Origin of the sequence: Streptomyces violaceorubidus (assembly GCF_000717995.1) — a bacterium.
Taxonomy (GTDB): Bacteria; Actinomycetota; Actinomycetes; order Streptomycetales; family Streptomycetaceae; genus Streptomyces; species Streptomyces violaceorubidus.
Genome location: NZ_JODM01000004.1, coordinates 149147 through 168499 on the forward strand (window position 1 = coordinate 149147; position 19353 = coordinate 168499).

A 19353-nucleotide genomic window follows, 5' to 3' on the forward strand; every position below is an offset into this window, starting at 1 on the left:
ATCAACCTCGTACCGGTCCGGCCCGTCTCCCCAGGAGCCGGGGGATGACCGCGGTCAGGTGCGGGACACTGGTTTGCGGCCGCCTCTACGATCCTGGGCATGAATACCTGCGGGAGCACATCCCAAGGGCCCGCGGGAGTTCGAAGGGGAACTCCGGCGGGAACTCCGAGAGGCGTCGACACCCGTCGACCGGGCCGACAGGGGGAACCAGCCGATCGACCGGCGCGTGGATACGATCAGTAAGCAGTACCAGGTGGGCAGTGCGCGACCGCAGGGCACTGCCCCGGGCGGCACGAAGCGACACAGCACGGCGCAGGGCGGCAGTACGCAGGGCAGCAGTACGCAGGGCAGTGGACAGGACGGCAGCGACGGAGGAGGTGCCCCATGGGAGTCCTGAAGAAGTTCGAGCAGCGTCTCGAAGGTCTGGTCAACGGCACCTTCGCGAAGGTGTTCAAGTCCGAGGTGCAACCCGTGGAGATCGCGGGAGCGCTCCAGCGCGAATGCGACAACAACGCGACCATCTGGAACCGCGACCGCACCGTCGTACCCAACGACTTCATCGTGGAGCTGAGCACGCCCGACTTCGAGCGCCTCAGCCCCTACTCCGGGCAGCTCGGCGACGAGCTGGCCGGCATGGTCCGCGACTACGCAAAGCAGCAGCGCTACACCTTCATGGGACCGATCAAGGTCCACCTGGAGAAGGCGGACGACCTCGACACCGGCCTGTACCGGGTGCGCAGCCGTACGCTCGCCTCCTCCACCAGCCACCAGGGCGGCCCGGGCGCCGCCGCGCCCCCGGCCCCGCCCGCGCGGCCCGCCGCACCGGGCGGCGGGTACGGCTATCCGCCGGCCGCCCCCGCGGGCGCCCCGCCCATGCCGTCCGCGCCGCCACCCGGCCGCCCCGGCGGCTACGGCTACCCGCAGCCCGCCGGCGGCCAGCAGCCCCCGGCCGCACCCGCACCCGGCCGCACCCGCCACTGGATCGAGATCAACGGCACCCGCCATCAGATCTCCCGCGCGACGCTCGTACTCGGACGCAGCACCGAGGCCGACGTGCGGATCGACGACCCCGGCGTCTCCCGCCGGCACTGCGAGATCCGGACCGGAACGCCCTCGACGATCCAGGATCTCGGGTCCACCAACGGCATCGTGGTGGACGGGCAGCACACCACCCGCGCTACGCTCCGCGACGGCTCGCGGATCGTCGTGGGCAGCACCACCGTTATCTACAGGCAAGCCGAAGGGTGATCCGGGGGCAATGTCAGAGCTGACCCTCACGGTCATGCGGCTGGGTTTTCTCGCCGTACTGTGGCTGTTCGTGATCGTGGCCGTGCAGGTCATCCGCAGCGACCTCTTCGGTACGCGGGTCACCCAGCGCGGCGCGCGGCGCGACGCCGCCCGACCGCAGCAGACCGCCACGCGCCAGGGCCAGGCGCCTCCACCGCAGCGCCAGCAGTCCGGCGGGGGCCGCGGCCGCCGGGGCGCGCCCACCAAGCTGGTCGTGACGGAGGGCACCCTCACCGGCACCACCGTTGCCCTCCAGGGCCAGACCATCACGCTCGGCCGGGCACACGACTCGACGATCGTGCTGGACGACGACTACGCCTCCAGCCGCCATGCCAGGATCTACCCGGACCAGAACGGCCAGTGGATCGTCGAGGACCTGGGCTCCACCAACGGCACCTACCTGGACCGGGCCCGGCTGACGACTCCCACGCCGATCGGCCCCGGGGCGCCGATCCGCATCGGCAAGACCGTCATCGAGCTGCGGAAGTAGTGCTACACCAATGAATCAGCGCGAGCGGAGCGAGCACGCAGCGGCGGCCGGCACCCCGGGCCCCGGCGCGCTCCCGACCGGAGGGTGGGCAGTGTGGCTCGACACGACCGGCTGCAGTCGGAGCCGACGGGCGAGGTGCGCATGAGTCTGTCACTGCGCTTCGCCGCCGGTTCCCACAAGGGCATGATCCGGGAGGGCAACGAGGACTCCGGCTACGCCGGCCCGCGCCTGCTCGCCATCGCCGACGGCATGGGCGGCCAGGCCGCCGGCGAGGTCGCCTCCTCCGAGGTGATCTCCACCATCGTCGCCCTCGACGACGACGTGCCCGGCTCCGACGTCCTGACCTCCCTCGGCGCCGCCGTCCAGCGCGCCAACGACCAGCTGCGCCAGATGGTCGAGGAGGACCCCGCCCTGGAGGGCATGGGCACCACGCTCACCGCCCTGCTGTGGACCGGCCAGCGCCTGGGCATGGTCCACGTCGGCGACTCCCGCGCCTACCTGCTGCGCGACGGCGTCCTCACCCAGATCACCCAGGACCACACCTGGGTGCAGCGCCTCGTGGACGAGGGCCGGATCACCGAGGAGGAGGCGGGCACCCACCCGCAGCGCTCCCTGCTGATGCGCGCCCTCGGCAGCGGCGACCACGTCGAGCCCGACCTGTCCATCCGCGAGGTGCGGGCCGGCGACCGCTACCTGATCTGCTCCGACGGGCTCTCCGGCGTCGTCTCCCACCAGACGATGGAGGACACCCTCGCCAGCTACCAGGGCCCCCAGGAGACCGTCCAGGAGCTGATCCAGCTCGCCCTGCGCGGCGGCGGCCCCGACAACATCACCGTCATCGTCGCCGACGTCCTCGACCTCGACACCGGTGACACCCTCGCCGGACAGCTCTCCGACACCCCCGTGGTCGTCGGCGCCGTCGCCGAGAACCAGGCCCAGATGGGCGACAACGGCATCATGCAGACCCCGGCCGGCCGCGCCGCGGGCCTCGGCCGGCAGGGCGGACAGCGCGGCGGGAGCGGCGAGTTCGGCCCGCCCGGCAGCGGCGACGTCACCGGCTTCATCCCGACCGGCGGCTTCGACGACTACGGCCCCGACGACTTCGTCAAACCCCGCAAGAACCGCAGGTGGCTCAAGCGGTCCCTCTACACCGTCCTCGCCCTCGCCGTCATCGGCGGCGGCACCTACGGCGGCTGGCGCTGGACCCAGACCCAGTACTACGTCGGCACCAACGACGACCACCTCGCGCTCTACCGGGGCATCAGCCAGGACCTCGCCTGGGTCTCGCTCTCGAAGGTCCAGAAGGACCACCCCGAGATCGAACTCAAGTACCTGCCGCCCTACCAGCAGAAACTGGTCGAGGCCACCATCCCCGAGGGCGACCTCAACGACGCCCGGGCCAAGATCGAGGAACTGGCCGTCCAGGCCTCCGCCTGCAAGAAGCAGGCCGACCGGCGCACCGCGGAGACCGAGAAGAACGCGAAGACGGGCGAGGGCGAGGCCGGCGGCACCACGGGAACCACTCCCGCCTCCTTCACGTCCAAGGCGTCACCCAGCCCGAACCCGTCGGGCTCGCCCGAGGCACCCGAATCGTCCGAGTCCCCGTCCACGACCGCACCCACTCCAGGCTCAGGACCGACCCTCTCGGAGGAAGAGCAGAAGGTCGTCTCGCTGTGCGGTAAGCAGTAGGCAAGCCGTGAGAGGCCCTGTCACACGATGAGCAGTACTACCAACCCGTCGACGCACCACACGTCCACGATCGGCGCCATCGGCGCCCCGAGCCGGCGCAACACCGAGCTGGCTCTGCTCGTGTTCGCCGTCCTCATCCCGGTCTTCGCCTACGCCAACGTGGGACTGGCCATCAACGACGAGGTGCCCGCGGGCCTGTTGAGCTACGGCTTCGGCCTCGGCCTGCTGGCCGGCGTCGGCCACCTCGTCGTGCGCAAGTTCGCGCCGTACGCGGACCCGCTGCTGCTGCCGCTGGCCACCCTGCTCAACGGCCTGGGACTCGTCGCCATCTGGCGCCTGGACCAGTCCGAGCTGCTCCAGAGCATCGACCAGGCCGGCACCGCGGCACCCCGCCAGCTGATCTACACCGCGATGGGCATCGCCCTGTTCGTCGCCGTGCTCGTCTTCCTCAAGGACCACCGCGTCCTGCAGCGCTACACCTACATCTCCATGGTCGGCGCCCTGTTCCTGCTGCTGCTCCCGCTCGTACCGGGGCTCGGCAAGAACATCTACGGCGCCAAGATCTGGATCCAGGTCGGCTCCTTCTCCATCCAGCCCGGTGAGTTCGCCAAGATCGTCCTCGCGATCTTCTTCGCCGGCTACCTGATGGTGAAGCGCGACGCGCTCGCGCTGGCCAGCCGCCGCTTCATGGGCCTCTACCTGCCGCGCGGCCGGGACCTCGGGCCCATCCTGGTGGTCTGGATCGTCTCGATCCTCATCCTGGTCTTCGAGACCGACCTCGGCACCTCGCTGCTGTTCTTCGGCATGTTCGTGATCATGCTGTACGTCGCCACCGAGCGGACCAGCTGGATCGTCTTCGGCCTGATGATGTCCGCCGTCGGCGCCGTCGGCGTGGCCAGCTTCGAACCGCACATCCAGCAGCGCGTCGACGCCTGGCTCGACCCGATGAAGGAGTACGCGCTCTCCCGCGCGGGCGTCGGCGGCCACTCCGAGCAGGCCCAGCAGGCCCTGTGGGCCTTCGGCTCCGGCGGCACCCTCGGCACCGGCTGGGGCCAGGGCCACTCCGAGCTGATCCGCTTCGCCGCCAACTCCGACTTCATCCTCGCCACCTTCGGCGAGGAACTGGGCCTGGCCGGCCTGATGGCCCTGCTCCTGCTCTACGCCTTGATCGTGGAACGCGGCGTGCGCACCGCCCTCGCCGCCCGCGACCCCTTCGGCAAGCTCCTCGCCATCGGCCTCTCCGGCGCCTTCGCCCTCCAGGTCTTCGTCGTCGCCGGCGGTGTCATGGGCCTCATCCCGCTGACCGGTATGACCATGCCCTTCCTGGCGTACGGCGGTTCCTCCGTCATCGCCAACTGGGCGTTGATCGGGATCCTGCTGCGCATCAGCGACACCGCGCGCAGACCGGCACCCGCCGCGCCCGCCAACCCCGACGCCGAGATGACCCAGGTGGTCCGACCGTGAACAAGCCACTGCGCCGAATCGCGATCTTCTGCGGCCTCCTCGTCCTCACCCTGCTCATCCGGGACAACTGGCTCCAGTACGTCCAGGCCGACGAGCTCAAGGAGGACGAGCACAACCGCCGGGTCGCCATCGAGCGGTACGCCACCCCGCGCGGCGACATCATCGTCGACGGCAAGGCCATCACCGGACACGCCACCACCGAGGGCGACTTCAAGTACAAGCGCACCTACAAGGACGGCGCCATGTGGGCGCCCGTCACCGGGTACGTCTCCCAGGCCTTCGGCGCCACCCAGCTCGAGTCCATCGACGACGGCATCCTCACCGGCAACGACGACCGGCTGTTCTTCCGCAACACCCTCGACATGATCACGGGGAAGAAGCGCGAGGGCGGCAACGTCGTCACCACCCTCAACAGCGCCGCCCAGAAGGCCGCCTACGACGGTCTGAAGAAGCAGGGCGCCAAGGGCGCCGTCGTCGCGATCGAGCCGTCCACCGGCAAGATCCTCTCGATGGCCTCGTACCCCTCGTACGACCCCACCGCCTTCGCGGGCAGCAACACCGCGGCCGGTGAGGCCTGGAACCGGCTGCAGAAGAAGAACAACCCCGACGACCCGATGCTCAACCGCGCCCTGCGCGAGGTCTACCCGCCCGGCTCCACCTTCAAGGTGGTCACCGCGGCGGCGGCCCTGGAGCACGGGAAGTACGACTCGGCGGACGAGAAGACCGACTCCCCGCTGCCCTGGACGATGCCCGGCACCACCACCGAGCTGAAGAACGAGGGCAACATCCCCTGCGAGAACGCCACCCTCCGCGAGGCCCTGCGCGTCTCCTGCAACACCGTCTTCGGCAAGCTCGGCGCCGACCTCGGCAACGACGAGATGCTGGAGACGGCCAAGAAGTTCGGCTTCACCGAGGAGCAGTTCGTCCCGGTCCGCTCCAGCGCCTCCGTCTTCTCCGACAACATGAACGACTCGCAGGTCGCGCTCTCCTCCATCGGCCAGTACAACACCGCGGCCACCCCGCTGCAGATGGCCATGGTGTCCTCCGCCATCGCCAACAACGGCACCCTGATGAAGCCGTACATGGTCGACGAGCTCCAGGCCCCCAACCTCGACACGATCGAGAAGACGGACCCGGAGGAGATGAGCAAGCCGCTGTCCGCGGACAACGCGCAGATCCTCCAGTCCATGATGGAGACCGTCGTCGAGGACGGCACGGGAACCAACGCCAAGATCGACGGCGTCAAGGTGGGCGGCAAGACCGGTACCGCACAGCACGGCGAGAACAACAGCGCGAACCCGTACGCCTGGTTCATCTCGTACGCCAAGGCGGACGACGGCAGCTCGCCCGTCGCCGTGGCCGTGGTGATCGAGGACGAGAACGCCGTCCGTGACGACATCTCCGGCGGCGGCCTCGCGGCACCGATCGCGAAGAACGTCATGGAGGCCGTCATCGACAGCAAGAAGTGACCGCGCCATGAACGGGACGTGACTCCGGTCACGTCTTCTTCACATCGGCGCACGTTGCGATACCGGTCCTGTATCGGCTGCCCGGCTCGGCCAAGGGGCCACGAGCGAGCCGGGTACGGTAGGCCGGACGGCAGCCTCCGACCGTACAAGCATGCCGGTCGGGACCGACGGAGAGGTCTGGTAGGTAACCATGGAAGAGCCGCGTCGCCTCGGCGGCCGGTACGAGCTGGGCCCTGTGCTCGGCCGTGGTGGCATGGCGGAGGTTTACCACGCGCATGACACCCGGCTCGGGCGCCAGGTGGCGGTGAAGACGCTGCGCGCGGACATGGCGCGCGACCCGTCCTTCCAGGCCCGCTTCCGCCGGGAGGCCCAGTCGGCCGCCTCGCTCAACCATCCCGCGATCGTGGCGGTCTACGACACGGGCGAGGACTACATCGACAACGTGTCGATCCCGTACATCGTCATGGAGTACGTCGACGGCTCCACGCTCCGGGAACTGCTCCACTCCGGCCGCAAGCTGCTGCCGGAGCGGACGCTGGAGATGACCATCGGCATCCTCCAGGCGCTGGAGTACTCGCACCGGGCGGGCATCGTCCACCGCGACATCAAGCCGGCCAACGTCATGCTGACGCGCAACGGCCAGGTCAAGGTCATGGACTTCGGCATCGCCCGCGCCATGGGCGACTCCGGCATGACGATGACCCAGACTTCCGCCGTGATCGGCACCGCCCAGTACCTCTCCCCGGAGCAGGCCAAGGGCGAGCAGGTCGACGCCCGCTCCGACCTGTACTCCACGGGCTGCCTGCTCTACGAGCTGCTGACCGTGCGCCCGCCCTTCGTCGGCGACTCCCCGGTCGCGGTCGCCTACCAGCACGTGCGCGAGGAACCGCAGGCGCCGAGCGTCTTCGATCCCGAGATCACGCCCGAGATGGACGCGATCGTGCTGAAGGCCCTGGTCAAGGACCCGGACTACCGCTACCAGTCGGCCGACGAGATGCGCGCCGACATCGAGGCCTGCCTCGACGGCCAGCCCGTCGGAGCCACCGCCGCGATGGGCGCCATGGCGGCCGGCGGCTACGGCGCCTACCCCGACGACCAGCCGACCACCGCCCTGCGCTCCGACGCGGGCGCCGGCGCCACGACCATGCTGCCGCCCACGAACCCGGACGACGGCGGCTACGGCTACGACGACCGCCCCGACCGGCGCCGCCAGCAGCCCCGCAAGAAGAACACCGCCACGATCTTCCTGGTCCTGGCCGGCATCCTCGTCCTCGTCGGCGCGATCCTGATCGGCAAGTACGCCTTCAGCGGGGACGGCGGGCCGGGCAACGGCACGGTCGACGTGCCCGCCCTGATCGGTCAGACGCAGAACGACGCGGAGAAACTGCTCACCAACTCCGACCTCAAGCTGGGGACGGTCGAGCAGAAGCCCTGCGAGGACCAGAAGAAGGGCAGCATCTGCGACCAGGACCCCGAGCAGGGCACCAGCGTCGACAAGGGGTCCACGGTCAATCTGGTGGTCTCCACGGGAGCGCCGAAGGTCGCCGTCCCGAACGTGATCGACAAGAACGTCGACGAGGCCACCAAGCAGCTCGAGGACAAGGGCTTCGAGGTCGAGACCAAGCAGACCGAGTCCTCCCAGGACGAGGGCACGGTCCTCGACCAGAACCCCGAACCGGGCAAGGAGCTGGAGAAGGGCTCGACGGTGACCCTGGAGGTCGCCAAGGCCGAGGAGAAGGCCACGGTGCCGGACGTCGTCGGCCGTAGCTGCGACGAGGCCAAGGCCCAGATGGAGAGCAGCGGCCTCGACGCCACCTGCACGGACCAGCCCACCAACGACCCGAACCAGGTGGACAAGGTCATCTCCACCACGCCCCAGGCGAACCAGCAGGTCGACCCGGGCTCCAAGGTCACGATCGTCGTCGGCAAGGCCGTGGAGAAGACGAAGGTCCCCGAGATCAAGCTCGGCACGCCCCTGGGCCAGGCTCAGCAGACGCTTCAGCAGGCCGGCTTCACCAACATCCAGGTCAACGGTCCGAATGACGGCAACGCCGTCGTCATAGGACAGAACCCGCCGGCCAACAGCGAGGTCGACGACCCGGCTGCCACGCCGATCACCCTCACCACGGTGGGCGGCAACGGCGGCAACGGCGGTGGTGACAACGGCGGCGTCATCGCCGGCCTCACCGGCGGCCGGGACTGACCCGACGGCCTGAACGACCGGAGCCCCGGTCCCTCCGCTCGACGGGGGGACCGGGGCTCCGTCGCAGGCGCCCGCGCGGTGGGCCTCAGCGCCTCAACGCCATCAGCGCAGCTCCTTCGGCGGGGTCCGTTCCCCGTCCACCTTCTCCGTGCGGACCAGCTCGCCCCAGACCACGTACCGGTAGCGGCTCGTGTAGACCGGGGTGCAGGTCGTCAGGGTGATGTAGTGGCCGGCCTTCTTCTTGCCGGACTCGCCGGGGACCGCGTCCAGGACGTCGACGTTGAACTTCGAGGTCTCCGGGAGGACGGCGTACGCCTTGTAGACGTACCAGGTGTCCTTCGTCTCGAAGACGATCGGGTCACCCTTCTCGATCTTGTCGATGTTGTGGAACTTCGCGCCGTGCCCGTCCCGGTGGGCGGCGAGCGCGAAGTTGCCCTTCTTGCCCGAGGTGGGCAGCGTCGCCTCGACCGGGTCGGTGTAGTAGCCGGCCACGCCGTCGTTGAGGACCTTCATCGACGTGCCCTTCTCCACCAGGACGTCGCCCTCGCCCATCGCCGGGACGTGCAGGAAGCCGATGCCCGCCTTGGTGTCCAGGGCCCCGGGGCCGTCCGCGCCGACGCGGTCCTGGGCCCAGTGGTCACGGACCTTCTCGGCCTGCTTGTCCGCCGCGCGGTCGGCGACCACGTTCGTCCACCACAGCGAGTAGACGACGAACAGGCCCAGCACCAGGCCCGCGGTGATGAGCAGCTCGCCGAAGACGCTCACCGCCTGCGCGACGATCCGCCGGGGACCGCGCCCGCGGGGGCCCGCCCCGGGCTCCGGTGGGCCGTCCTCGCCGGCGTGCTCGTGCTGCTCCGTGTCGGTGGTCGCTGCCACTGGTCATCCGCCCTTAACTGACGAGCGCATCCGGCTTGCCCTTGCTGCGCGGCCGTTCCTCGACCATCTTGCCCCAGACGATCATGCGGTACTTGCTGGTGAACTCCGGCGTGCACGTGGTGAGGGTGATGTAGCGGCCGGGGCCCTTGAAGCCCGACTGCTTGGGGACCGGGTCCAGCACACTGACGTTGCTCGGCGACGTCACCGGCAGGATCGACGCCATCTTGTACACGAAGTACTTGTCCTGCGTCTCCACCACGATCGGGTCGCCAGGCGCCAGCTTGTTGATGTACCGGAAGGGCTCGCCGTGCGTGTTGCGGTGCCCCGCGAGGCCGAAGTTGCCGGTCCTGGCGTCCGGCATCGCCGTCTTCAGACCGTCCTCCCCGTAGTGCCCGACCATGCCCCGGTCCAGCACCTTCTTGTTGCTGGTGCCCTCCGCGATCGGCACCACCACGTCCAGCTTGGGAATGTGCAGCAGCGCGAAGCCCTGCCCCGGCTCGAACGTCCCCGGGTTGCGCGTGCCGTTCGCCCAGTCGTCCTGGAGGTTGCTCGCGGCCTGGTTCGCCTGCGCGTGCGCCCGCACGTTCGTCCACCACAGCTGGTAGGTGACGAACAGCAGCATCAGCACACCGGTCGTGATGAAGATCTCACCGATCGCCCGGCTGGCGATCACCGCGGCGCCGGGCTTGCGCGCACGGGCCTGCCGACGGGCCTCCACGCGCGACAGAGGCGCTTGGGGGGCCTCCTCGGCCTCCTGCTCCGGAGACTGGCCCCTGGGCGCCCCACGGCGCCCGTGACGCCGTTTCGCGGCCTTCCGGCGGGCCGCCCGCCCCCCGCCCGCGGGTCCGTCCCCGGGCCCGCCCCCGGCGGATTCCGTCTCGGTGGCCGTCCCGCGCGCGGGAGGCTCCGGGACCCGCAGCGCCACCGTCTCGTCGTCGAGGAGCGGCGACCGGTACTGCTCCCCGAACGCACCGGAATCCCCGTACGGCTGCCCGTACGGGGATCCCTGGTCACCGGCCGTGCCGGACTCGCGCTCGGGGCGCAGCGCGGTCACGCCGTGGCCCTGCCCACCACCGGGGCGAGCCCCGCCGACCTCGCCACCGCGTCCCGGTCGCCGCACTCCACCAGCCAGTTGGCCAGCATCCGGTGCCCGTGCTCGGTCAGCACCGACTCCGGGTGGAACTGCACGCCCTCGACGAGCAGTTCCCGGTGGCGCAGGCCCATCACGATCCCGTCGGGCGTGCGGGCCGTCACCTCCAGCTCCGCCGGCACCGTGGCCGGCTCCGCGGCCAGCGAGTGGTACCGCGTCGCCGTGAACGGCGAGGGCAGCCCGGCGAAGACGCCCCGGCCGGTGTGCTCCACTGGCGAGGTCTTGCCGTGCAGCAACTCGGGCGCCCGGTCGACGACACCGCCGTAGGCCACCTGCATGGACTGCATGCCCAGGCACACGCCGAAGACCGGCACCCCGGTCGCCGCGCAGTGCCGCACCATCTCGACGCACACCCCGGCCTGCTCCGGCGTGCCCGGGCCGGGCGAGAGCAGGACGCCGTCGAAGCCGTCCTGGGCGTGGGCCGTCGACACCTCGTCGTTGCGCAGCACCTCGCACTCGGCGCCGAGTTGGTACAGGTACTGGACCAGGTTGAAGACGAAGCTGTCGTAGTTGTCGACGACGAGGATGCGCGCGCTCACTGGTTGTCCACCGTCACATCGTTGAAGGGGAGCAGCGGTTCGGCCCACGGGAAGACGTACTGGAAGAGGACGTAGACCACGATCATCGCCAGCATGAGCGAGAGCAGCGCCTTCACCCACGCGTTCCCCGGCAGATGCCGCCAGATCCAGCCGTACATGCCGTCCCTTCCGTCGCACCACGGCGCCAGACTCACGCCGTACCGCACCAGACTAGCGGCGCGGGACCCCGGGGAACGGCCCTACTCCACAGGCTGGGCATAGTGCAGGTCGGCCGCGCCCGAGTAGCCCGGCAGCGTCACCCGGCCGTCGTTCTCGACCTTCCAGCCGAGCCCGTAGACGTTGACGTACACCATGTAGTTCTGGATCGCGGGCGACTTCGCCAGCGCGTCCTTCAGGTCCTCCGGGTCGCCGACCGCCTGGATCTTGTACGGCGGTGAGTAGACGCGGCCCTGGAGGATCAGGGTGTTGCCCACGCAGCGCACCGCGCTGGTGGAGATCAGCCGCTGGTCCATGACCTTGATGCCCTTCGCGCCGCCCTGCCACAGCGCGTTCACCACGGCTTGCAGGTCCTGCTGGTGGATCACCAGGTAGTCGGGCTGCGGTTCCGGATAGCCGGGGAGCTTCGCGGTGGCGTCCGGCGGGGCGTCGTCGAGCGTGACGGTGACCGCCTCGCCCTTCAGCTTCTGCGTGCCCGCCTTCCTCTCCAGCGCCGCGAGCTTGTCGTCCTCCGACTTCGTACGGCCGTCGTCGCGTTCGGCGAGTGATTCGACGTCCTCGCGCAGGGTGCCGTTGGACTCCTCCAGATCTCCGTTCGCCCGGCTGCGCTCGTGGATGAGATCGGACAACTTGAGCAAAGAGGCGTCCGTACGGATATTGGTGCCCTTCGCGGTATTGAAGCTGGTGAAGAAAATAAGTCCCGCGAGTGCGAAGACGGCCGCGGTGAGGACCCGCACGGGCCGGAAACGGCGCCGGCGGTCGGGGCTGGATCCCGTCCCGGGGGAGTCGGCAGAATTGCTCAACGTACCCTTATCTCCTTCGGCGCCACGGAAGGACTACGCTAACGGACGCCCGGGGGAGCGCTCAGAGTCCCCTTGTCCCCACGTACGCCGCACCCCGAGACCGAACCCCGTTCCCTGCGCGGCCACGCAGCGCATCGACAGGAGAGACCCTCGTGCCGAAGTCACGTATCCGCAAGAAGGCCGATTACACGCCGCCGCCCTCCAAGGAGGCGACCAGCATCAAGCTGACCAGCCGCGGCTGGGTGGCACCGGTGATGCTGGCCATGTTCGTCATCGGTCTGGCCTGGATCGTCGTCTTCTACGTCACCGACGGTTCCCTGCCCATCGACTCGCTGGGCAACTGGAACATCGTGGTGGGCTTCGGTTTCATCGCCGCGGGGTTCGGCGTCTCCACGCAGTGGAAGTAGCCCCGGCGGCGACTCCCCGGTAGCTCTGCCCAGGGGTATTCACGGAGTTATCCACAGGCGCTGTCCACACGGTGGGGAAAAAGAAAGACGATCTGTGGATAACCCGCCGGGCATTGACACCGGTGTGACGGAAGTACCGGCTGAATCCAGGTTCCGAAAACGTGTTCGCCCCCTGTCTGACCTGCGAGAACACTGGTCAGCGACAGGGGGCACACCTGTTCCCGCACGCTGTGCACAAGATCCGCCACCTACTGTGGACAACGGCGCGCTCAGGTGAGCTGGGCCGTCCTCACCAGGGTCAGTCCCACGACGATCAGTAGGACCAGCGCGCAGGTGCCGTACTGGACGAGGGTGCGCCGCTCCCGCGGGGCGTGGAGCATGGCGTAGCCGATCGCGGCGCCCGCGACGAGGCCGCCGACGTGGGCCTGCCAAGCGATGTTGGCCCAGGTGAACGTGAAGACCAGGTTGATCGCCAGCAGGATGACGACCGGCCGCATGTCCGCGTTGAGGCGCCGGACCAGGGCGGCGGTGGCGCCGAAGAGACCGAAGATCGCCCCTGAGGCGCCGAGCGAGGGCTGGTTCGGCGCGGCGATCAGGTACGTGAGGGCGCTGCCCGCCAGCCCGGAGCAGAAGTAGAGGGCGAGGTAGCGTGCTCGCCCCAGGGCCCCTTCCAGCGGTCCGCCGAGCCACCAGAGGCTGAGCATGTTGAACAGGATGTGCATGTAGCTGCTGTGCAGGAACATCGCGGTCAGCAGCCGGTACCACTGGCCCTCGGCCACGCCCTCCACCGGGCCGGGGAAGGTGAGGTACGCCTGGCCGAGCAGCTCGAACCGATGGGTGAAGCGGTCCCCGACGGAGAGCTGGACCAGGAAGAGGGCCAGGTTGACCCCGATCAGAACCTTGGTGACCAGCCGCGGGTCGGCGGCGACGGTGCCGCCGGCGAGAGTGCGGGGCATGGAGGCGGTGGGCGCCGGACCGCTCCCGCCGGTGCGACCGCTCGCACAGTCGGGGCAGTGGAAGCCGACGGAGGCGTTGACCATGCAGTCCGGGCAGATGGGGCGCTCGCAGCGGGTGCAGCGGATACCGGTCTCGCGGTCGGGGTGGCGATAGCAACCGGGCAGGCTCTGGGCATCCGGTCGGCCGGCGGCCGCGTGGTCCATGGCATCCCCTCGGTCGTCCCTGCGGGCGGTGTGTGCAGATGCACCGCCCCGCCCTTTTCTACGGACGGGCGGCGCATTTGGTTCCTGCCCGCTCGGCGGGGCGTCAGGCGTTCCGCGTTTCGACGACGACCGACTCGATGACGATGTCGGTGAGGGGCCGCTCGGTGCGCGGGTTGGTCCGGGCGGCGGCGATGGTGTCGACGACCTTCTGGCTGGCCGGGTCGGTCACTTCGCCGAAGATCGTGTGCTTGCGGTTCAGCCAGGTCGTCGGGGAGACGGTGATGAAGAACTGCGAGCCGTTGGTGCCGGGACCGGCGTTGGCCATGGCCATCAGGTAGGGCTTGTCGAAGGCGAGGTCGGGGTGGAACTCGTCGGGGAACTGGTAGCCGGGGTCGCCGGTGCCGTTGCCCAGCGGGTCGCCGCCCTGGATCATGAAGCCGCTCAGGACCCGGTGGAAGACGGTGCCGTCGTAGAGCCGGGCCATGGACTTCTCGCCGGTGGCGGGGTGGGTCCACTCCCGCTCGCCGCGGGCCAGCTCGACGAAGTTCTTGACGGTCCTGGGGGCGTGGTTCGGCAGCAGCCGGACCACGATGTCACCTTGGCTGGTCTTCAGGGTGGCGTAGAGCTGCTCGGCCACGATGTGCCTTCCCTCGTCCTGCTGTGCGCATCGATCCTCGCACGGTCGGGGGCGCGCTCGTCGCTCATCCCGCTGGGTCACGAGCGTGGGGAGCCGATCCGTGACATGGTCGTGGGCAGGCTCGTGTTGCCCGGTATTCATCCGTTATTGGTGTAGATCATGTCTTGCTCGCAACTTCATCACCACTTGTCCCAGAGGGCGCGGCGGCATCGTCCGTGACCCGGATGCCCGCCCTCACATGCCTGGCGGTGCGTCCGCAGGCATGATCCGTAAAAGGGTGGAAAGTCGAATTACCGTACGCCACCGAGGAGGAGGAACCCGTGACCCGCATCGACAGCGTGCGCGCCGCGACCGGTTCGGCGAAGGACAGCGTGCTGCACGCCGCGGAAGTGGTGGCGCCCTACGCCGACACGGCCAAGGACAGGGCCGCTCACTACGCACAGGAGGCGCGCGTACGGCTGGCGCCCAAGGTGTCGCAGGCCGCAGACCAGGCCCGGCTTCAGTACGGTGCGCGGGTCGCGCCGCGACTGGAGCAGGCCCGTACGCATGTGCCGCCGAAGATGGACGCGGCCGCGCAGGAGGCCGCGATCCGCGCCCGCCTGGCCGCTCGGCAGGCGGCCGACTACTCACGACCGAGGATCGAGCAGGCGGTGGCCGCCGCCGGCCCCGTGCGCGACGAGGCCACGGCGCGTGGTGCGGCCGCGCTGGCCGCGCTGCGCGGTCAGGTCACGGCCAAGGAGATCCAGCGGCTGACGCGCAGGCACCAGCGGCGGGCCAGGGCCGGCCGGGTCGCCAAGGCCCTCGCGGTGATCGGCATCGTCGCGGGCGGCGCCTTCGCCGCGTGGAAGTGGTGGGACAAGCAGGCCAACCCGGACTGGCTGGTCGAGCCGCCGGAGGCGACCGAGGTCCCCGAGTCGGGCCGACTGTCGTCGGTGGACGGTACGGGCGAGGCGATCCTCGATCCCGAGGTGCAGGCCAAGCAGGCCCAGGAGGAGGCGGCGGAGGGCGACGAGCCCCGCTGACCCTCCTCGCTCGCCGTACGGTGTCGGCCGCGTTCTGTCGTTTCCTTACCGCCGCGGGGCGGGAGACCCAAGGTCTCCCGCCCCGCGGCGGCGATGTTTCACGTGAAACGAACGGTGCTCAGCGACCGTAGCGGCGTTCCCGCAGGGAGTAGGAGCGCAGGGCCCGCAGGAAGTCGATCTCGCGGAAGTCCGGCCAGTAGGTCTCGCAGAAGTGGACCTCCGCGTAGGCGGACTGCCAGAGCAGGAACCCGGAGAGCCGCTGCTCGCCGGAGGTGCGGATGATGAGGTCGGACTCGGACCGCGTCTTGGAGTACAGGTGCTTGGAGATGTGCTCCATGGTGAAGGTCTCGATGAACTCGTCGATGTCACCACCCTGGGAGCTGTGCTCCATCAGGGCCGAGCGCACCGCGTCGACGATCTCGCGCCTGCCCCCGTAGCCCACGGCGACGTCGACCTTGGTGCCGCCCTTGCGGCCCTCGGTGGCGGCGGTGGCGGTCTTGAGGCGGCTCGCGGACTCCGCCGGCAGCAGGTCCAGGGCCCCGACGGCTTCGACGGGCCAGGGGTTGCCCGGCGCGGCCAACTGCTCGACGACCTCGGCGATGATGTCGATGAGGGGGTTCAGCTGCTCTTCGGGCCGGTGCAGGTTGTCGTCGGAGAGCATGAACAGGGTGACGTGCTCGATCTGCGCGGAGTCGCACCAGCGCAGGAAGTCCAGCACCTTCGCGCCGCCGGCCCGGTAACCCTCGCGGGGGTCGTCGATGCCCGACATCTTGGCCCACCGGCGGTTGCCGTCGAGCATGATGCCGATGTGCTGGGGGCGTGGGCGTCCTTCCAACTCCCTGACCAGCCGCTTCATGTAGAGCGCGTCGAGAGCGGCTCGTACCTTCGCCCGCATGGTCTACCCCTTCCACCTCGTCGGTAGCGAACGGACGGCTCCGACGGCGATGAGCCACGTGGCACCGCCCCGCGGGGGTGTGGCGCTGATGCCCTGTGGGGTGACGATATCAAGAGCAGACAGCGCCGCCCGGGTGCCGAGAGGGACCCGTCCATGGGCCCGTTCCGTCGCCCGGGCGGGCGCCGGAGCCTTCTTCCACGTGCTCAACTGGCCCTTTCCCTCCGGTTGTTGTTGATCACCAGGCCGGTGCGGGCGGTGTCGGGCACGGCGTGAGGGGGACGACGGTGAGGAACGTCTCCGTCCGCCGGGGCCCGGACGGCGGGCCCGGACGGCGGGGCCGCTGCGGCCCGTCTGGGGGAAAAGAGCGCCTCCGACCCATGTTCCCGCAGGTCGGAGGCGTTCTTGACGGTGGAGCCTAGGGGAGTCGAACCCCTGACATCTGCCATGCAAAGACAGCGCTCTACCAACTGAGCTAAGGCCCCTCGGGTGGCGCCGCCGGTCCTGGTCTCGCGGACCGTCGGGTGCCGCGGACAAGAGTACCGGGTCGCCCCCCGTATCTCACAAATGATTGGGGGTCCCGGGGAACGACCACGCTCCGTAAGATGCTCGGCGTGGTTCGCTGGAGCGAACTGCGGTTTTTGGGGAAGCGATGGGGAGACGCAATGGACGCCGCACAGCAGGAAGCCACCGCAAGAGCGCGGGAACTGCAGCGGAACTGGTACGGGGAGCCGCTGGGGGCGCTCTTCCGCAAGCTTATCGACGATCTCGGTCTCAACCAGGCTCGTCTCGCGGGAGTGCTGGGGCTGTCCGCGCCGATGCTGTCGCAGCTGATGAGCGGCCAGCGGGCGAAGATCGGAAATCCCGCGGTGGTCCAGCGGGTGCAGCTGCTGCAGGACCTGGCGGGGCAGGTCGCCGACGGCAGTGTGAGCGCGGCCGAGGCCACGGAGCGCATGGACGAGATCAAGAAGTCGCAAGGGGGCTCGGTGCTCAGCAACACCACGACGACCACCAGTAGTTCGGGTGCGCCCACGGTCAAGCGGGTGGTCCGGGAGATCCAGTCGCTGCTGCGCTCGGTGGCGGCGGCCGGGGACATCATCGACGCTGCGGACTCCCTCTCCTCCTCGCACCCGGAGCTGGCCGAGTTCCTGCGGGTGTACGGCGCGGGACGCACCTCGGACGCGGTCGCGCACTACCAGTCCCACCAGAACTGACCCCGCGGTCCGGTCGCCGAGGGGGGTCGGCGGCCGGGTCGGCGGGAGTGGCGCGACAGGTCCCAGGGGAGGAGCGGCGCACAGCCATGGGTGAGGTCTTCGCGGGCCGGTACGAGCTGGTCGACCCGATCGGCCGGGGCGGGGTGGGTGCCGTCTGGCGTGCCTGGGACCACCGCCGCAGGCGTTATGTGGCCGCGAAGGTGCTGCAGCAGCGGGACGCGCACGCGCTGCTGCGGTTCGTGCGTGAGCAGGCGCTGCGCATCGATCACCCCCATGTGCTGGCGCCCGCGAGCTGGGCCGCCGACGACGACCAGGTCCTGTTCACGATGGACCTGGTCACGGGTGGTTCGCTGGTCCATCTGGTCGGGGACTACGGGCCCCTGCCGCCCGAGTTCGTGTGCACGCTGCTCGACCAGCTCCTGTCGGGCCTGGCCGCGGTGCACGCGGAGGGTGTGGTGCACCGTGACATCAAGCCCGCCAACCTGCTCCTCGAAGCGACGGGGACGGGCCGTCCGCGCCTCAGGCTGTCCGACTTCGGCATCGCGATGCGGCTGGGTGAGCCCCGGCTGACGGAGACCAACCTCGTGGTGGGGACGCCGGGTTACCTGGCGCCGGAGCAGATGATGGGCGCGGAGCCGGACTTCCCGGCGGACCTGTTCGCGGTGGGTCTGGTCGCCCTGTACCTGCTGGAGGGGGCGAAGCCTGACGCCAAGGCGCTCGTGCAGCACTTCGCCGAGCACGGCACGCCGCTCGCGCCGCGGGGGATTCCCGAGCCGTTGTGGCAGGTCGTGGCGACGCTGTTGCAGCCGGATCCGTCGGCGAGGTTCCGTACCGCGACGGGGGCGCGCAAGGCGCTGGCCGCGGCGGTGGAGCTGTTGCCGGAGCCCGGGCCCGACGACGAGCTGATCGAGATCTTCGACCAAGTGGGCCCGCTGCCCACGGGATTCGGCCCCGAGGGCCCGCTCCAGAGGGCCTCGGGCGTGGACGACGTACCGACGGACCCTCGACACCCCGCGAGCCCGTCCCCGTCCCCGTCCCCGTCCCCGCACACCACACCACCGACGCCCGCCCGGCCGGCCCCGCCGACGCCACCGGTCGGCCCGCCGTCCGACCAGGGCCGTCCGCCGTCCGCCGTCCCGGGCAGGGACACGACACCGGCGTCCGCCCCGCCCGGCGCACCACCCGCTCCCGACGGCACGCCGTCCGACCCCACCGGCACCACCTCCGGCCACGGTTGGCCCCCACCGGGCACGGACCGGACGCCGCCCACCCCGCCGACGCCACCGGTCGGCCCGCCGTCCCATCCCGCCGGACACCCCTCCGCCCCGACCGGCACCCCGCCCGGCCAGGGCTGGACGTCCTCCGTCCCCGGCGGGCCGCCGTCGGCGCCCGGCCCGGCGAACCCGGCTCCGGGTGGAACGGCGCGAGCGGGTGCCCTGTCGGAGACCGGCGGTTTCCACCTGCCGCCGCCGCGGCCGACCGACACCCCGGCGTCGGCTTCGACGGCCGACGCGCAGCAACCGCCCGCACAGCAACCGGCGTTCACCGGATCGCCGCAGCACCTGCCGCATCACCCGCCGCCGGACCGGACGCCGTACCGGACGCCGCAAGGGCCGCCGTCGCCCGCGCAGGCCCTCGCGCCCTCCCCGCCGCAGCGCGCCGACGTTCCCACCGCCGCCTACACCGTCCGGAACCCGCGGTCCTCCCCTCCCGCCCAGCACCGTGGTGCGCGGCGGCGGCGCCGTCCCGGTCCCCCGGCCCGGGTAGCCCTACCGCTGCTGCTGCTCGCGCTGGCCTGCTACGCCGTGGGGTTCTGGGCGCTGGCCCGTATCTGA

18 protein-coding genes and 1 tRNA gene are annotated in these 19353 nt (G+C 70.2%); 10 read left to right on the forward strand and 9 right to left on the reverse strand.

What is annotated here, in order from left to right:
* The first annotated feature begins 384 nt into the window (after window positions 1-384).
* The 6 genes from fhaA (at window position 385) to pknB (ending at window position 8602) form a co-directional block, all read left to right on the forward strand.
* Entirely contained in the window at window positions 385-1248 is an 864-nt protein-coding gene (gene fhaA, locus IE94_RS0108855; RefSeq protein ID WP_030180696.1) for an antibiotic biosynthesis regulator FhaA, read from the forward strand.
* 10 nt (window positions 1249-1258) lie between these two features.
* A complete protein-coding gene (gene fhaB, locus IE94_RS0108860) occupies window positions 1259-1777 on the forward strand; it encodes an antibiotic biosynthesis regulator FhaB (protein ID WP_003975090.1) in 519 nt (172 codons plus the stop codon).
* Between the two features lie 141 nt (window positions 1778-1918).
* Window positions 1919-3466, forward strand: coding sequence for a Stp1/IreP family PP2C-type Ser/Thr phosphatase (locus IE94_RS0108865; protein WP_030180700.1), 1548 nt, complete (start codon window positions 1919-1921; stop codon window positions 3464-3466).
* A gap of 27 nt (window positions 3467-3493) precedes the next feature.
* A complete protein-coding gene (locus IE94_RS0108870) occupies window positions 3494-4930 on the forward strand; it encodes an FtsW/RodA/SpoVE family cell cycle protein (RefSeq protein WP_030180703.1) in 1437 nt (478 codons plus the stop codon).
* Window positions 4927-6399, forward strand: a complete 1473-nt coding sequence (locus tag IE94_RS0108875; RefSeq protein WP_030180706.1) for a peptidoglycan D,D-transpeptidase FtsI family protein — start codon at window positions 4927-4929, stop codon at window positions 6397-6399. Before IE94_RS0108870 ends, IE94_RS0108875 begins: the two co-directional genes overlap by 4 nt.
* 190 nt (window positions 6400-6589) lie before the next feature.
* The gene (gene pknB / locus IE94_RS0108880) at window positions 6590-8602 is read left to right on the forward strand and encodes a Stk1 family PASTA domain-containing Ser/Thr kinase (protein WP_030180708.1); all 2013 of its coding nucleotides are present in this window, start codon (window positions 6590-6592) and stop codon (window positions 8600-8602) included.
* Window positions 8603-8704: 102 nt separating this feature from the next.
* Here pknB and IE94_RS0108885 read toward each other — a convergent pair whose 3' ends face one another.
* Genes IE94_RS0108885 through IE94_RS0108905 form a run of 5 tightly spaced genes read right to left on the reverse strand, consistent with a single transcriptional unit; the run spans window position 8705 to window position 12186 of the window.
* On the reverse strand, window positions 8705-9478 hold the full coding sequence (locus tag IE94_RS0108885; protein ID WP_030180710.1) for a class E sortase: 774 nt from the start codon (window positions 9476-9478) through the stop codon (window positions 8705-8707).
* 13 nt (window positions 9479-9491) lie between these two features.
* The gene (locus IE94_RS0108890; protein WP_030180713.1) at window positions 9492-10532 is read right to left on the reverse strand and encodes a class E sortase; all 1041 of its coding nucleotides are present in this window, start codon (window positions 10530-10532) and stop codon (window positions 9492-9494) included.
* On the reverse strand, window positions 10529-11167 hold the full coding sequence (locus IE94_RS0108895) for an aminodeoxychorismate/anthranilate synthase component II (RefSeq protein WP_030180715.1): 639 nt from the start codon (window positions 11165-11167) through the stop codon (window positions 10529-10531). Before IE94_RS0108895 ends, IE94_RS0108890 begins: the two co-directional genes overlap by 4 nt.
* The gene (locus tag IE94_RS0108900) at window positions 11164-11361 is read right to left on the reverse strand and encodes a hypothetical protein (protein ID WP_174256084.1); all 198 of its coding nucleotides are present in this window, start codon (window positions 11359-11361) and stop codon (window positions 11164-11166) included. The genes IE94_RS0108895 and IE94_RS0108900 overlap by 4 nt, the downstream gene beginning before the upstream one ends.
* A gap of 45 nt (window positions 11362-11406) precedes the next feature.
* Window positions 11407-12186 (reverse strand): DUF881 domain-containing protein, encoded by a 780-nt coding sequence (locus IE94_RS0108905; protein ID WP_030180721.1) that lies wholly within the window; start codon window positions 12184-12186, stop codon window positions 11407-11409.
* Window positions 12187-12338: 152 nt separating this feature from the next.
* Here IE94_RS0108905 and crgA point away from each other — a divergent pair, with 152 nt between their 5' ends.
* Complete coding sequence (gene crgA, locus IE94_RS0108910) at window positions 12339-12593, forward strand: cell division protein CrgA (RefSeq protein ID WP_030180724.1); 255 nt, start codon at window positions 12339-12341, stop codon at window positions 12591-12593.
* Window positions 12594-12862: 269 nt separating this feature from the next.
* Here the strand turns inward: crgA and IE94_RS0108915 are convergent, their stop codons facing one another.
* Together IE94_RS0108915 and IE94_RS0108920 are read right to left on the reverse strand one after the other, a co-directional pair.
* Window positions 12863-13753 (reverse strand): rhomboid family intramembrane serine protease, encoded by an 891-nt coding sequence (locus tag IE94_RS0108915; protein WP_030180726.1) that lies wholly within the window; start codon window positions 13751-13753, stop codon window positions 12863-12865.
* A 103-nt stretch (window positions 13754-13856) separates the two neighbouring features.
* A complete protein-coding gene (locus IE94_RS0108920) occupies window positions 13857-14390 on the reverse strand; it encodes a peptidylprolyl isomerase (RefSeq protein ID WP_030180730.1) in 534 nt (177 codons plus the stop codon).
* 320 nt (window positions 14391-14710) lie between these two features.
* On the opposite strand from IE94_RS0108920, the gene IE94_RS0108925 reads away from it, so the two are divergent.
* Window positions 14711-15412: a DUF5324 family protein gene (locus tag IE94_RS0108925; RefSeq protein ID WP_030180733.1), complete on the forward strand. Its 702-nt coding sequence runs from the start codon at window positions 14711-14713 to the stop codon at window positions 15410-15412.
* Window positions 15413-15530: 118 nt separating this feature from the next.
* On the opposite strand, the gene IE94_RS0108930 is transcribed toward IE94_RS0108925, so the two are convergent.
* On the reverse strand, window positions 15531-16307 hold the full coding sequence (locus IE94_RS0108930; RefSeq protein WP_030180735.1) for an isoprenyl transferase: 777 nt from the start codon (window positions 16305-16307) through the stop codon (window positions 15531-15533).
* Between the two features lie 409 nt (window positions 16308-16716).
* Window positions 16717-16789, reverse strand: a tRNA-Ala gene (locus IE94_RS0108935).
* Window positions 16790-16969: 180 nt separating this feature from the next.
* Between IE94_RS0108935 and IE94_RS0108940 the strand changes: the two genes are divergently transcribed.
* The gene (locus IE94_RS0108940; protein WP_030180738.1) at window positions 16970-17518 is read left to right on the forward strand and encodes a helix-turn-helix domain-containing protein; all 549 of its coding nucleotides are present in this window, start codon (window positions 16970-16972) and stop codon (window positions 17516-17518) included.
* A gap of 86 nt (window positions 17519-17604) precedes the next feature.
* Window positions 17605-19353 carry a serine/threonine-protein kinase gene (locus IE94_RS0108945; RefSeq protein ID WP_030180741.1) on the forward strand — a complete coding sequence of 583 codons (1749 nt, stop codon included), beginning with the start codon at window positions 17605-17607 and terminating at the stop codon, window positions 19351-19353.

What these genes read in the sequence shown, in the direction of transcription:
- fhaA (WP_030180696.1), top strand. Translation starts at nt 385, where the DNA reads ATGGGAGTCCTGAAGAAGTTCGAGCAGCGTCTCGAAGGTCTGGTCAAC.
- fhaB (WP_003975090.1), top strand. Translation starts at nt 1,259, where the DNA reads ATGTCAGAGCTGACCCTCACGGTCATGCGGCTGGGTTTTCTCGCCGTA.
- IE94_RS0108865 (WP_030180700.1), top strand. Translation starts at nt 1,919, where the DNA reads ATGAGTCTGTCACTGCGCTTCGCCGCCGGTTCCCACAAGGGCATGATC.
- IE94_RS0108870 (WP_030180703.1), top strand. Translation starts at nt 3,494, where the DNA reads ATGAGCAGTACTACCAACCCGTCGACGCACCACACGTCCACGATCGGC.
- pknB (WP_030180708.1), top strand. Translation starts at nt 6,590, where the DNA reads ATGGAAGAGCCGCGTCGCCTCGGCGGCCGGTACGAGCTGGGCCCTGTG.
- IE94_RS0108915 (WP_030180726.1), bottom strand. Translation starts at nt 13,753, where the DNA reads ATGGACCACGCGGCCGCCGGCCGACCGGATGCCCAGAGCCTGCCCGGT.
- IE94_RS0108930 (WP_030180735.1), bottom strand. Translation starts at nt 16,307, where the DNA reads ATGCGGGCGAAGGTACGAGCCGCTCTCGACGCGCTCTACATGAAGCGG.
- IE94_RS0108940 (WP_030180738.1), top strand. Translation starts at nt 16,970, where the DNA reads ATGGACGCCGCACAGCAGGAAGCCACCGCAAGAGCGCGGGAACTGCAG.
- IE94_RS0108945 (WP_030180741.1), top strand. Translation starts at nt 17,605, where the DNA reads ATGGGTGAGGTCTTCGCGGGCCGGTACGAGCTGGTCGACCCGATCGGC.